The organism is Cohnella nanjingensis, assembly GCF_014212125.1.
Classification (GTDB): domain Bacteria; phylum Bacillota; class Bacilli; order Paenibacillales; family Paenibacillaceae; genus Cohnella; species Cohnella nanjingensis.
On sequence record NZ_JACJVP010000032.1, the window covers coordinates 92846 to 107221 of the forward strand.

At 52.6% G+C, this 14376-nt stretch carries 11 protein-coding genes; 10 read left to right on the forward strand and 1 reads right to left on the reverse strand.

Annotation, left to right across the window (positions count from 1 at the left end; translation table 11 throughout):
- The first annotated feature begins 4 nt into the window (after positions 1 to 4).
- The 7 genes from H7C19_RS20060 to H7C19_RS20090 all read left to right on the forward strand — a co-directional run bounded on the left by H7C19_RS20060 (position 5) and on the right by H7C19_RS20090 (position 10223).
- Positions 5 to 1564 carry an ABC transporter substrate-binding protein gene (locus tag H7C19_RS20060; protein WP_185670828.1) on the forward strand — a complete coding sequence of 520 codons (1560 nt, stop codon included), beginning with the start codon at positions 5 to 7 and terminating at the stop codon, positions 1562 to 1564.
- A 68-nt stretch (positions 1565 to 1632) separates the two neighbouring features.
- Complete coding sequence (locus H7C19_RS20065; RefSeq protein ID WP_185670829.1) at positions 1633 to 2109, forward strand: Ig-like domain-containing protein; 477 nt, start codon at positions 1633 to 1635, stop codon at positions 2107 to 2109.
- A 2-nt stretch (positions 2110 to 2111) separates the two neighbouring features.
- Positions 2112 to 2990: a carbohydrate ABC transporter permease gene (locus H7C19_RS20070; protein WP_185670830.1), complete on the forward strand. Its 879-nt coding sequence runs from the start codon at positions 2112 to 2114 to the stop codon at positions 2988 to 2990.
- Between the two features lie 14 nt (positions 2991 to 3004).
- On the forward strand, positions 3005 to 3847 hold the full coding sequence (locus H7C19_RS20075; RefSeq protein WP_185670831.1) for a carbohydrate ABC transporter permease: 843 nt from the start codon (positions 3005 to 3007) through the stop codon (positions 3845 to 3847).
- An 11-nt stretch (positions 3848 to 3858) separates the two neighbouring features.
- Positions 3859 to 5097: a cellulase family glycosylhydrolase gene (locus H7C19_RS20080; protein WP_185670832.1), complete on the forward strand. Its 1239-nt coding sequence runs from the start codon at positions 3859 to 3861 to the stop codon at positions 5095 to 5097.
- A gap of 17 nt (positions 5098 to 5114) precedes the next feature.
- A complete protein-coding gene (locus H7C19_RS20085) occupies positions 5115 to 7604 on the forward strand; it encodes a beta-mannosidase (RefSeq protein WP_185670833.1) in 2490 nt (829 codons plus the stop codon).
- A gap of 156 nt (positions 7605 to 7760) precedes the next feature.
- Positions 7761 to 10223, forward strand: a complete 2463-nt coding sequence (locus H7C19_RS20090) for a GH39 family glycosyl hydrolase (protein ID WP_221469355.1) — start codon at positions 7761 to 7763, stop codon at positions 10221 to 10223.
- 329 nt (positions 10224 to 10552) lie between these two features.
- Here the strand turns inward: H7C19_RS20090 and H7C19_RS20095 are convergent, their stop codons facing one another.
- Positions 10553 to 11413: a helix-turn-helix domain-containing protein gene (locus tag H7C19_RS20095; protein WP_185670835.1), complete on the reverse strand. Its 861-nt coding sequence runs from the start codon at positions 11411 to 11413 to the stop codon at positions 10553 to 10555.
- A gap of 120 nt (positions 11414 to 11533) precedes the next feature.
- Between H7C19_RS20095 and H7C19_RS20100 the strand changes: the two genes are divergently transcribed.
- From H7C19_RS20100 to H7C19_RS20110, 3 genes are all read left to right on the forward strand, one after another.
- On the forward strand, positions 11534 to 11839 hold the full coding sequence (locus H7C19_RS20100; protein WP_313731859.1) for a helix-turn-helix domain-containing protein: 306 nt from the start codon (positions 11534 to 11536) through the stop codon (positions 11837 to 11839).
- Positions 11840 to 11862: 23 nt separating this feature from the next.
- Positions 11863 to 12174, forward strand: a complete 312-nt coding sequence (locus H7C19_RS20105; protein WP_185670836.1) for a hypothetical protein — start codon at positions 11863 to 11865, stop codon at positions 12172 to 12174.
- A 176-nt stretch (positions 12175 to 12350) separates the two neighbouring features.
- A complete protein-coding gene (locus H7C19_RS20110; protein WP_185670837.1) occupies positions 12351 to 14351 on the forward strand; it encodes a TnsB C-terminal domain-containing protein in 2001 nt (666 codons plus the stop codon).
- Positions 14352 to 14376 lie beyond the last annotated feature (25 nt).

Genomic DNA, 14376 nt, shown 5'->3' on the forward strand with positions numbered 1-14376 from the left:
CAAAATGGGGAAAATCAAAGGTAAAAAGGGTCTTGCTTTGATTTTGAGCGCGGTATTCATGGTCGCAGTCGTATTATCCGGATGCTCAGGCAACAAGGAAGCCGCATCGGAAGACAGCAAACCCGCTGCAACGGATAGCCCGGCGAAGCAGGAGGCAACGGAGACGGCGTCGGCTTCACCGGAAGAGAAAGAAGCGACGATTCGGATTACCGCGCAGGTTTTTACGCCTACGGACGAGAAAACGCCAACCGAGAATACGCCGATTCCGCGCGTGGCATTAGATAAAATTATCGAAGATTATCAGAAGCAGCATCCGAAAATCAAAGTGGAGATCGTGAAAGCGCCTACATCTTCGCGAGAAGAATACTTAACCTGGATGACCACCCAGATTGCAGCGGGAGAAGCGCCGGATATCGCATGGACGTCCGACTCCTTGCAAGGATTCGTAGAAAAAGAATGGCTGCTTCCGCTGGATTCTTATCTGGGGCAAGACAACCCGTTCGGCGATCAGAACGTGACCTGGATAGATTCCTTTACAAACCCGGAGCTGTTCCGGAAATTCCCGAACGGTTCGTACTATTCGGTTCCGATTGTGCAAGCAGCCGGCTCGGCGACTACGTTCTACTACAATATCGATATTTTCAAACAGTTGAACTTGTCCGTTCCCCAAACTTGGCAGCAATTGCTCGACGCGCTGAAAAAAGCGAAGGAAGCGGGCTATATCGCCGCCATTCCCGTCGTGGAGAATAAAGGCCCGACCTTATGGCAAATGGGAGCCCAAGTATCCATACCGCTTACGACCAATCTGCTCGGCGATTTTAATTACACCGGGGCGAAGAGCGCGGTGGAATTGAAAGGGGACGAATACATTCGGGCGATCAAGAAAGGAATCGTCTCCATGGACCGTCCGGAGTTCCGCGAGATCTGGCGTTTATATAAGGAATGGGCGCAAATGTGGCCGGACGGCTGGGCAACCCAGGATATGATGCCGCTTTGGCGCGAAGGCAAGGTTGCGGTGCGAGAAGGCGGAATGTGGGAGCTGCAGCAGGAACTTAGCGATACGAAGCGCCAATTCAAGTGGGGCGTATTCCCGATGCCTGCCGTCGGTTCCGATTCCAGCAAGTATGCCGTAGATCTGCCGAAGTCGAAAGGGTTTCAGAAAAATACGTCCTCGATGTTCGATCTGGGGATCGTGAAACCGACTGTGGAAAAGAAAGGAACGACGGAGGCGGCTATCCGCTTTTTGCAATATTTGACGACGGCGAAAGTGAACGAATATATGGTCAATGAAGTTCCTCAGGGACTTCCTACGGTGAAAGGCGCTGCGACCTTGCCGCTGTTCGATGCGATTAAAGAATCGGAAAGCCCGGTTTATCCCGAGATCAACATTCCGATGAACGTTTGGATCAACTCGGAGGCACGGGATACGATCGGCAGGAATGCGGCCATGTGGATTCAAAACAAATTGCCGGACGACAAGTTTTTCGCCAATGTGGAGAAGGCGCTGACGGAAGGCGCGGACAAGTCGATTAAAGAGCAGAAGCTGGACACGTCCAAGTGGTAAGTGACGGACGATGAATCGAGGCGAGGAGGGAGCCGTTCCCTCCTCACTCTTTACGATGGCGGTGACTTATGAAAAAGAAATGGATAACGTTGCTCGTGATCGCGCTATTGGCAGGCGTGATCACGATATTGTGGCGGGTCGACGAGAATCGGGAGATTGTTTTTGAAGTCAAGCTTGCTCCGGATCAGATGACGGCTGATGGGAAGAGCTCCGTTAACGTACAAATCCAGGTGACAAATACCGACGGTACCCCCCGCTCGGGGGACGATCTGCAAATTATTCGGCTAAAAGGACACGGGCAGCTGTCCGTCAGTCGGGTCAAGACGGATCGGAACGGTCATGCCAGCTTTGTTTATTTTTCTTATCGCGCCAGTTCTTTTACGCCTGCCATGACCAATGAAATCATGTTGTCCGACGTGTCGGTCGGGAAAATCGTAGGCGTATACAAAAGGCATGCGCTTGAGATCCCGGTTTTGGAGCCTGCGGGCGAAGACTCGGATAAGGGCGGAACCGATGGCGACGGATACATTTCATTAGGGGGATGACGATGTCACGGAAAATGCGCGAAAGCTTGCAGGCTTACTTCTTTTTGTCCCCCATTGTCATCGGGTTGTTGATATTCGCTTATTATCCTCCGTTACGCGGCTTGATTACCGCTTTTTTCGAATGGATTCCGGCCGGCGATCAATGGAAATTCGTCGGTTTCGATAATTTTGCCAGAATGCTTACGGATGAAGTGCTGATCGCTTCCGTTCCCAATATGATCCTGCTGATGTTCGGAGGACTTCTAATTGGCGTGACGGTCCCGTTCATCATGGCGGAGTTGATCTTCTTCGTTCGAAGCGAAAAGCTGAAATATTACTATCGCGTTATGCTTCTGCTTCCGCTTGTCGTGCCGGGAGTCGTGGGCATGCTCGTCTGGAATTTCATTTACGACCCGAATATCGGCCTGATCAATTCCTTGCTGGACGCGGTTGGGCTGGAACAGTTGAAGCACGCCTGGCTCAGCGATAGCAGTACCGTATTGTTTGCGTTATTGTTTATGGGTTTTCCTTGGGCGGCGGGCATCGGACCGTTGATTTATTTGTCGGGTTTGATGAACATTCCGACCGAAGTGATCGACAGCGCGAGGCTGGACGGAGCGACCGGGTTGAAGCGGGTACTTCAGGTCGATATTCCAATGGTGACGGGGCAAATCAAATTTTTCGTGGTGACCGGCATGATCGGCGGGCTTCAGCAGTTTGGACAGCAGCTGGTGTTAACGGGAGGAGGGCCGGGTTATTCGTCGATGGTACCCGGCTACCATATGTACGTGCAAGCATTCACCTACAATCATTTCGGTTATGCAAGTGCCATCGGCCTTGTGTTGTTCGCCGTCGCATTCGGGCTGACGATCGTCAGCATGAAGTTTATCAAGTCCGAATAGAGGAGTGCTGCCGCTTGAGGCTATCCGGTAAAAGAGCAAGTCAGCTTGCCCTGAACGCTTTTATCGTTTTATTGCTCGCCATGAGCATTTATCCGATGACGATCTTGTTGTTCGGATTCACGAAAGATTCGTTGACATGGCAATATAACCAATGGCTTCCGGCGCTGCCCATGTGGTTCACGAATTTGAATTACGCGTGGAAGCAAGTCGGTACCGCGTTCTGGAACACATTGTTCGTTGCGGCAGCGGCTACGTTGGGCGGCGTGTTTCTGTCTTCTCTCGGCGGATTCGTGTTTTCGAGAATGAAGTTTTACGCCAAAGAAATCATCTTCTACTTCATTATTGCTCTTATGATGGTTCCTGCAATTCTCGGTTTGATCCCGTGGTATTTGCTGATCAAAGAGCTGGGATTGCTCAACTCGTTATGGGCTTTGGTTTTTACGAGCGTGTTTGGCGCTCCTATTTTCGGGATTTTTTTGCTTCGCGGATTTTTCTCGTCGATTCCGGAAGAGTTGTTCGAAGCGGCAAAGATAGATGGCTGCGGCAATTTCAAACTCTATTATAAAATCGCGGTTCCGGTCAGCCTGTCTAGCCTGGCAACCTTGGCGATTATGCAGGTCATGGGAGTGTGGAACGATTTGGTGGGGCCGTCCATCGTGTTGACCAGTCCCGATAAGTTCGTGATTACGCTAGCGCTTCGCAATTTCTCCATGTCGATGAGCGGGGGCGGCATGCTGACGAACTATCCTGCTCTGTTCGCCGCCTACGTCATTTCTTCGATTCCGCTCGTGCTGCTATTCTTTTTCGCAAGCAAATATTACATTGAGGGACTAACCTCGTCCGGAATGAAATTGTAGGGGGAATGGGTATGAATTGGGGCGCCGTTCGCTCGAAGGCACTGCCGGTTGCTTTGGCTGCCTCCATTCTGTTGATCGGCGGTTGCAGCGCGGCGAAAAGCGGGGATGACAAACCTCGGGCCGCTTGCGCAGGCAAGAAGGGCCTCTGCGTTGATGAAGCGGGCACGCTGATGAAAGACGGTAAACCGTATCGGGGGGCAGGGGTCAATTATTTCAACGCATTCGCGCGTACGCTGCTCGATCCCGGCGATACGACATACCGGCACGGATTTGAAGTGCTGAAGAATTACCATATCCCCTTTGCGAGATTCATGGCGTGTGGATATTGGCCTAGTGAATTCAAACTCTATCTGGAGAATAAGGAAAAATATTTTCAATTGATGGACGGCGTCGTGAAGGCTGCCGAGGACAACGGGATCGGATTGATTCCTTCGCTGTTCTGGTATCACTCGGCCGTGCCCGATCTTGTCAAAGAACCTCGGGATCAATGGGGCAATCCGGACAGCAAAACGATGGTTTTCATGCGAGAATACGTTCGGTTATTCGTTACGCGTTATAAGGATTCCCCGGCGATTTGGGGCTGGGAATTCGGCAACGAATATAATCTGGAGACCAATCTCCCTAACGCGGCCGATCATCGTCCGCTGATTTATCCGAATCTGGGCACGGCAACGGAACGAAGCGCAAGGGACGACTTGACGACAAGCATGCTTCAGACCGCTTTTGCCGAATTCGGCAAGGAAGTCCGCAAATACGATCCGGACCGGATCATCATTACCGGCAACAGCATGCCGCGTCCTACGGCTTGGAACCAGAGAAAGTCTTTGCGTTTCCAGCAGGATACCGAAGGTCAATTCGCGGAAATACTTGCGGCTGAAAATCCGAATCCGGCGAACGTCATCTCGGTTCATTATTATCCGGGAGACGAGCAACGTTTCGGCCACGTTCTGGAACATAAAGAAATGCTCTCGCGGATGATGGATATTGCCCGAGAGGTCCGAAAACCGCTGTTTATCGGGGAGTTTGGCGTTAGCGACGCCGTGGAGGAAGGCGGTCTGCTGGATCCGGAACTGGCGGAGAAGAAATACATGGAGCTCGCTGGTGCAATCGGAGAAGCAAAGGTGCCGTTATCGGCTTTGTGGGTCTATGATTTCTACGGGCAGAGCGAGAACAACGTGACTGCGGACAATGGCAGAGCCTATCAGCTTACGGCTTTGGCGCAGCTAAACGACCAATTGGCGAAATCGTAACCTCGGGAGGTATATCCTTGAACATCAATATGGATTTACGCGATAACTGGCAAGTAACGGGTTACGGCCCGAAAGGCGAGGTCATCGGTCCGATCGCAGGAACGGTTCCGGGGCATGTGCATACGGATTTGTTGAAACTGGAAATGATCCCCGATCCCATGTGGCGCGATCAAGCGCTTGACGTGCAATGGGTCGAAGACTTCGATTGGGTATACGAAACCGAGTTCGTTTGGCCGGAGAACGGAAACCGCGCCGCCGCCGTTCTTCGCTTCGAAGGACTGGATACGCTCGCTTCCGTCTATGTGAACGACATGCTCGTCGGTTCGGCCGACAATATGTTTATCGAGCACGTATTTTCTGTTTCCGACGCCATTGTATCCGGTTCGAATCGCATCCAGGTTCGGTTCACATCGGTAAAAACCTATTTGCAGGATAAAGACGTCAACCGTTACGTATCCCTGTTCTCTCAAGATCGCGTGTATTTGCGGAAAATGCAATGCACGTTCGGGTGGGACTGGGTGCACCGGCTCGTTAGTTACGGGATCTGGAGGCCGGTGTACTTGGAATCGAAACCGGGCGGTTCCATCGGGAATACATGTTTACGCACTATACGTTTGAATGAACACAATGCGGAACTGGCGTGGGAAGTTGAAGCCGCGCCGGGTCCGGAAGGCTGCCGCCTGCAATTGGAACTGGCGGATCCTAGCGGGGTTGTGGTGTGGACAAACGAATGTAAATGTGAAGCCGAAAGTGTGTCCGGGCGATTCACGCTCGAGAAGCCCAAGCTTTGGTGGCCCGTAGGATATGGCGAAGCTTGCTTGTATCGGTTCCGGACACGGCTGGTGACGCACCAAGGCGAGACGGTAGACGAGCGTTGCGACGAAATCGGGATTCGTACGATAGAGGTGGAAGAAATCCCGGATCAACAGGGGAGTTCGTTCACGATTGTCGTAAACGGGCAGCGCATTTTCGCCAAAGGCGGAAACTGGGTTCCGGCTGATCCGTTCCCGTCCAGGGTGACGAGGGAGAAATACGATCATTTGCTTAACGCGCTTGTGGAAGGCAACATGAACATGCTGCGCGTGTGGGGCGGAGGCATCTACGAATTGCCCGCTTTCTGGGAAGCGTGCAACCGGATGGGCATTATGATCTCGCTAGACTTCATGATGGCTTGCGCGCAATATCCCGAGACGGAAACATGGTTTCTTGCGGCAATGGAAAAGGAAGTCAAGCACGCGATCAGAGAGCTTCGCAATCATCCGAGCTTGATTTTCTGGTGCGGCGATAACGAGCTGGCGATGAACAACAAGCCGGAGGACGATTATTGGGGGAAAATCGTCAGCGCTCAAGTGACGGCTCCTCTATGCGCGGAGCTTGATCCGTCCCGACCATACTTTCCGACCTCGCCTTATCGAGGATCGCCCTTCAACAGCCAGGATGCGGGGGATTGCCACTTCTCGACGTGGTACGATATCGATTTCATCCTGGGAGATATGACGGATTACCGGGAACAAATCGCCAGAGGACGCGGACGTTTCTTAAGCGAATGCGCGACCGCCGGGTCGCCGCCTTTTTCTTCGCTGCTGAAAATGATGACGATGGAGGACGTTGCCGACGAGAAGGGGGAGATTTGGGAGTTTCGCACCAAAGATAATCCTTACAACGGACAAGATGAACTGACCCACTACCGGATGCTGGAAAAAACGGCTGTGACGCTGTACGGCGAAAGCGAGGACCCGGTCGAGAGGGTGAAAAAGCTGGAGTATGTGCAGTACGAGTTCGCCAGATTGATGGGGGAGCACTATCGGAGGCGCAAGTACGCGACGAGCGGATTGCTGTTCTGGATGTACAACGACTGCTGGCCGGCCAGCGGCTGGTCGATGATCGACTATTACGGGGCGCCAAAAGCGGGATATTATGGCGCCAAAAACGCGTTCGCGCCGCTGATGGTGTCGATCGAAAACCTAGGAGACGAGCTTGGCCTATGGATGGTCAACGACACGCTTCAAGCATGCGAGGGAGAGGTTGCCGTTCGCGCGGTGCGGACGGACGGTACGTTCCTATTCGAGCGTCGATTTGCCGCCCATGTGCCGGCGCACGCCGCCATGCTTGTTGCCGCCGTGCGGAAGCAAGATGTCGGGCTGGCGTCCGGCGCCGCCGATGTCGTCGTCGAGGCACTCTGGCGGCCAGACGCAGGGAGGCAAGGACAAGGGCGCGGCGCGGAGAGCCGGACGGTGTATTTCGACGCGCTGCCGAAGGAGCTTCGGCTGCCGAAGGCAACGCTGCAAGTGGAAGTGCGGGCCGCCGACGACTGCTCTGGAACGATCGCCATTACGGCCGATGCTTTCGCCAGAGTGGTGACGATTGAGGAGGATCTTCTCTTGTCGGACAATTATTTCGATCTGCTGCCGGGCGAGCAGCGCATCGTCTCTTACCGGACGAGAGATGCCGCGCCGTGGACGGGAGCGCTGAAGGTAACATGCTGGAACAGGGTTACCGAATGCTGAGCCGTATAGCTCACCAATTTAAGAGGAGGATTCGGCATGGCGGAACAACGGCTTGTCAGAATAATCTCTCTATCCAAGGTTATGCTTTTCGCCCTCATCTTGTTTGCGGCCTCTGTATGGTTTGCCCGGTCGGTATGGGCAAATACGACGTTTACGGTGGATGCTTCGACGAACGCCGGGACGATTCGTTCCACCGAAGGAGCGATGATTGCCTGGGATTTGAGCAATTTCAGCAATCAGAACACGGTCGGGCTTCCCGACGGTTGGTTCAAGGCGGTGTACCCGTGGGCGAATAACATCATCATGATGACGTCGACCGGGGGACGCAGCACCAACGACATGTATCATGAAATCGCGGGAACGCCTTATTACAATTTCAATCCGTTATTGGAATCGGTAGGGAATGTGCTGCGGGCAGGGAAGGATGCGCAAGGCAACTTTACGATTAAACCCGTTATCGCGCTGGCGCAAATTCCGTACGAGCTTGCGCTGAACCCGAGCGCGCCGAGCTTCAACCCGTTCGGCGTCAATAACGTGAGCCAACCGAAAGATTATACGAAGTATTACAATTACATCCAGGCGCTGGCGCAAGCGTTGGTCAATAAATTCGGACTGACCGAAGTCGAGTCCTGGTCGTGGAAGCTATATACGGAGCCGGATAATAATCTGGGCTGGTGGGCGCCGTACGGTACGAATACGACATCCAACCGCGATGAGTATTTCAAGCTTTACGATTATACGAATGCCGCCTTGCAATCGGTCATTCCTTCCAACAAATTGGTGGTCGGACCGGGCAATATGTTGAACGAGACGACCTGGGGAAGCCAGATCATCGCTCATGCGGCTACCGGAACGAATGCCTACACGGGGACGACCGGCACCCAGATGAACACGTTTACGTTCTCCTGGTACGCCCGGCACGGAGCAGGCTACTACGATCTGACAAATTCCGGAAGCGAAAATTTGCAGACGCGCATCAACAGCTTCCAGAGCAGCTTGGCGCAATATCCGCAATTGAATGTTGCGCTCACCGGTTCGGACGAAACCGCTATGTACGATGATGAGAACGGAAATGCGTACCGCGCAGGAGACGGAGGCGAAGTCGGCGCTTCGTGGTACGCCGGTTTGTACAAGCGCGCTCAGGATAATCATCTAGCCCGGGTGACCCCGTGGTTCTTCTGGACGACCGGAAGCTTGACGAACCCGGCAGGCAATAAGTCCGCCATGTATAATGCTTATCTGCTGACCAACATGCTGGGGGCTTCGGGAACCGCCAACCGTTTGTCCGTAAATACATCGGGAACAGTCTCGAACCCGGGAGACGAAGTGCAATCCGTCGCCGCTTACGACCCGACCGCGAACACGATTCGGGTGCTCGTCTACAATCATAATCCGTCGCGGTCGACGAATGTGAACGAGCCGGTAACGGTCGCGCTGAACAATGTCGCTGCTTCCAACGGTTCCAACTACGTGCTGCGGCAATGGCGGGTGGACAGCACGCACAGCAATTTTTATCCGACCTGGTTGAACGAAAAGGCGTCGATGGGCATTCCGACCAATAGCGGAGTTGCCACGAATGATTTTGATCTGTATCAGTCGATTCCTTTATGGGGATGGGATTTCTATTTGAGCCGTATTCCTTATTACAATACGTTAAGCAACTTGCAGAAGATGCAAACCGACCAGACCGTTGCTCTCGCGGGCTCTTCGCTTTCCGCTGCGGTCACGTTGCCCGGTCATTCCGTAGCGTTGCTGGAATTTGTCGGCGTCAACCCGAGCAATGCGCCGGCGACGAGTCCGAAGGCGCCGACCGGCCTTGCCGCCGCGACGACTTCCAGTCAAGTCGATCTGTCGTGGAATGCGGTCTCCGGGGCGAGCAGCTACACGGTCAAGCGTTCCTTGACGGCAGGCGGGCCATATTCGGCTATGGGCAGCGGCATTGCCGGAACGTCTTATACGATCAACGATACTTCCGGGACGCAATACTATTACGTGGTTTCGGCCGTATCGGGAACGACGGAAAGCGCCGTTTCCAATGAAGTAGGACCGGTCTCGGTCGTCCTGTTCCAGGATACGACCTTCCTGAATACGGCTGCGAATTGGTCGGTCGATCAAGGTACATGGAGCGTGTCGAACGGACTGTATCAGGAAACCGTTGCCGATTCGAATATGAACCGTACGACCATTAAGAACATCAGCAATTTCCAGGATTTCAGCGCTTCCGTCGATATTCGTATCGATTCCCAGCCTTTCGGATCCAACAACTGGGCAGGCTTTCTTTTGCGGAAAACGAATATGAACGACAGCGTCACCGATAGCGGTTACCTGGTTGCCATTCAACCGAACGGAACGGTAGGCATCAACAGGGGAACGACGAATCTGGCCACCGTCTCTACTTTGGCGAATCCGACAACGGGCTTTGTTCGGATGAAGGTCGTGGCAAGAGGCCCGGTTTTCGATCTTTATGCCAATGGTCGGAAAGTGGCCACGGTACAGGACTCCACGTTCACGTTGTGGGGTGTCACTGAATATGAGAAACGGAACTCCCCGTTACAGTCAGTGACTCACCGTTACCTTCCGTTACAGAACCCAATAGAATCAAAGGATGTGCGTGTGTGAGTGTGTCCTGTATGCAGAGAGGACAACCTTTCCGGAGTGCGACAGAATCCGGCGGTTGTCCTCTCATTTTACGTTATTCGGGAGTGCCTGACGCTGCCAGGCGCTACCGCCGGCAGAAAAACATAAAAACGTTAGATGCCGCGTTACTACGGCGTTATCGCCGTTAACTCGATCCCGGAACAACTCATTTTGCAGCAGATTGTCTCAAATCAACAGCAGATATTTTCGGAACTGAATTTCGGAACTGACGATTATTTTCGGAACTGCCGCAAACCCGCGTCATCATTGGTTTTTTGCACTGGCGAAGGACTTTAATTCCGGAACAGCGACTAGAGTTCCTCCAGGAGCAGATTTGCTGCTTTGTTGGCCGGAATTATGTCCACAACGAGGCCCAATATTTGCATGTGTTTCTCTTTCGGATCGTAGATCATTTCTGGTATACCGTCGTTTTCTGAGATTAAATGCGCCAGCCCGTTCTCGGTCCGGAATCGTTTAATTGTTACCCCTTCGTCCACCATAACAAGAGCGATTTCGTTATCTTCGACCCTTTCCTGCTGTCGAACAACAACATATCCCCCATTTTCAATTCCTGCGTTTACCATCGAATCGCCATCAACTTTCACAGCAAAACAGTTTTTGAATTTATCAGCGACTCGGATATAACCTTCGATAAACCTCACCATTTCAATTGGCACCCCTGCGGCAGCACGTCCGAGGACTGGTATCGCACTAGGACTTGAATACGTGGCGGCCTTTTCCTGAATTTTCGGAGTTACATTCCCTATAGGTGCTGTTGAAGGTGAACTTTCAGGTAAAAAAATCTGATCGTCTTTCTGATTCAATGCCATCTGGATATATCGATTTACAAAAGCGCGATCCGTCTCGTTGAGTAGCTCATACAATTCTGCAAAGTGGTAATTGAATTCCCGTTTATCATTAAAAAAAAGAGGCTGCTTTTCAGTTGCGACTATATTCTGTGGCTGCGGATTCAAGTCGCCGCCTTTAAGAATCCAGTCAGTAGAAACTTTGAAGAACTCAGAAAGTGCAATTAAATTGTTTCCTCCTGGGACACTACCCTTCTCCCACTTATTAACACTACCTCTAGGGGCTCCGATTGCGTCCTCTAATTTGTTCATGGACAATCCCGCTGCTTCCCTTAATTCCTTGATCCTACTTCCAATAGAAGACAAGATAGCACCTCCACCGACTAAAATCTGGATATGTACTGACTAAATTCGGTACTTAATGACTAAAGTCTGCAATATGTATTGACTCTGCGGATTTAAGTCGGTATTATGTGGTTGTGGTAATTGAATTCCCAACTGAATTATATCAGTAAAGTGATCAAACATGCCATGGCTAAGAATGTCGAAAAAGGAAATCTCAAGGTAGGTGATAGGGTGAATCGTAAAAGGCCGATCACAGCATTTGGCTGGGCTATCAAAGAGAGGTTGGCCGCAAAAAATATGGATCAACGCGAGTTTTGCGAACTTCACGGTATTCCGCCTAGTCGACTTGCAGAAATGATCACAGGTACACGTAAATCTGTTCGTTACAGAAAAAAGGTTGAACAACTGCTTGGGCTGGATAGGCAGCATGAGAAGCAGGCCAAGTAAACGCCATAAAGGAGACGATCCACTTGGGAGACAAGGATAAGACTATCCCCGAATTCATCTCCTGGGCAAACGCAACCCAGATCTGGCAAGAGCATTGCCCAGGCATCAAATCCCCCCGCAATGCCGCATTGTTGGAAAGCGACAAACACGCGCTCACCCGACTCGCGGAGATGGCCGAGCCACTCGTGAAAGAAATCGGCCAAGTATCGCTGGAAATTGAACAACTGGAAAGCCGTAAGAGATTTCTCTCGGCGCTTTATAAAGCATTGGAGCAGCAATACATGGAGTATAGCGAGTCATATCAGAAGCGCTTATCGGCAGGTGAATCAAAATGAAACGGGTTAGAGTTTACAAAGGCTGGAGCATTTACGAAAGCACCGATGGCACATACCGCTATGCAGCCTATCTTCCCGGAGAATCGCCACGCGCTCTTTGCTCCCCCGAATGGGAAGCTGACAGCTTGCAAGAACTTGAAGACTTCATCAACTGCTATTAAGGAAGGAGGAACCGCATGCAAGCAGTGCTGACCGTCTCTAAGCTAGCTAGTCTTATGGGCGTGTCGGATCGCTATGTCAGGATGAAGATTGACAGGGGCGAGATTAAAGGTCAACAGACGCAGACTGCCGAAGGCAGAGGGCGCAGGGGTTACGTTATCCCAGTCAGTACCTTATCTGTCGAGCTGCAGCGCAAGTTTTGGACGAGTGATGCTGAAGCTGCCCAAGAGATAGCGCCCGAACCCGAAACACCCGCAAAGCAGGATGATCTGCAGCCAGGCATCAACTACACACTGGCGGAACTGAAGAATGCTGTTGGTGAAGCTAAGTTTGAATCCATGCTGCAAGAAGCCGAAGCAAAACTTTCCATTATTAAGGAAGCGATGAACCCGCCAGACGGGGTCGAGCGGACATACTGGATTAATACTTTAGCCAACCGCTATGGACGAAGTGCAGCCACCCTCTACCGCGACATAGAACGTTATCAGGAATTTGGGGTGTTGGGGCTTATGAGAAAGAACCGGTTACTGACGCAAGGGCCGCAGCGCTCATCGATCGACGAGGAAGTCGAGAAGCTCATCCGAGCCATGTACCTTGCGCGAACAAAGCCGAAGCCGGCGCATATCTTCCGGGAAACCTTGAAAATTTGTGAGACGAAGGGTTATCGCCCACCTTCCCGCGCTAGCGTATTCCGGTATCTTGCTGACATGGAGCAGTTTGAGCCTGACCTCTGCTGTTATGCCCGAGAAGGCGATGAAACATACTGGAAGCGATTCGCCGAAAAAGCGAGCCGGAAGGAACCGGACTTTGTCAATCAGGTTTGGATGGGTGACCACCACAAGCTCGACTTGTTCATCGCCTATCAAGGCAAGGCCGTCCGACCGTGGATGACCGTATGGTTCGACGTCACAAGCCGTGTCGTTGTCGGATGGACGCTCGCGATCAATGCAAATGGTCGAACCATCGCACTCGCCCTCCGCAATGCCATGTTGCCGAAGCGTATCCAAGGTGAAGACGGTGCGGAGGATGTGCTGGAGATCGGCGGTATCCCCGGCATGCTGTACATCGATAACGGCGAGGACTACAAGGCCCAGATGAGACAGGGCCGAGAGCATGAAGGCTGGGAACTCTCGCGGGAGACACGGGGAATTTGCGCAAGCTTGGACATCAAGGTCCAATTTGCGACGCCGTATCATCCATGGGCGAAGGGGCAGGTCGAGCGTTTCTTTGGAACCTTTACCGACCAATTCGCGCGTTATCAGCCCGGTTGGTGCGGAGCGAACAATAAGGCGCGGCCAGAAGGCTTCGATGAGAAGGCGCTCCTCGCAAAAGGCCAGCTGATGGACCTCGACGAGTTGACCGAGCGGGTCGAGACCTACCTGTACGAGTACCACATGACCGAACATCGCACTTTAGGTATGACGCCCTTGCAGAAGCATTTCAGCGTGCCGAAGATTCGTCCCGGATTTGCGGACGAGCGTGCGCTTGATATTTGCCTCATGGATGTCGATAAAGCAGCGGTTACGGCCAACGGCATCGAACGTTTCGGCACCAGAGGCAAGAAACGCTATTACTGGCATCCTGAACTGCCTGCCTATGCCGGTCAGAAGGTCATTATCCGCTATGATCCGAACCGGATCGGCGAGCTGCTTATCTTCCATCCGAAGACCGGGAGGTATCTGTTCTCGGCTACTAACAAGGAACTGCTCGCCTTTGACGCAAGCAAAGACGATATCAAAGAGCTGGAAAAACGCCGATCCCAGCAGCGCAAGCTCATTCGGCAGACCTTGCTCCAAACGCGAGCGAGCGTCGAGTCCATCACGAACGAACGCAAGGCGGCGGGAACAAGAGTTACGACGGCGAAGAACACGCCGGCAGTCGGAAACGTGCGGCCGATGCTCGGTACCGAGCAAGTCGTTAGGCAGCGTGACGATGAGGCCAAGAAATCAAAGATGAAGCGTCAGGACAAAGCTAGTGTGTTCGAAGACTATATCCTGCGGGAAGGTACGGAAGGCTAATCGCCTACCAGAAGGGGGAACCAGC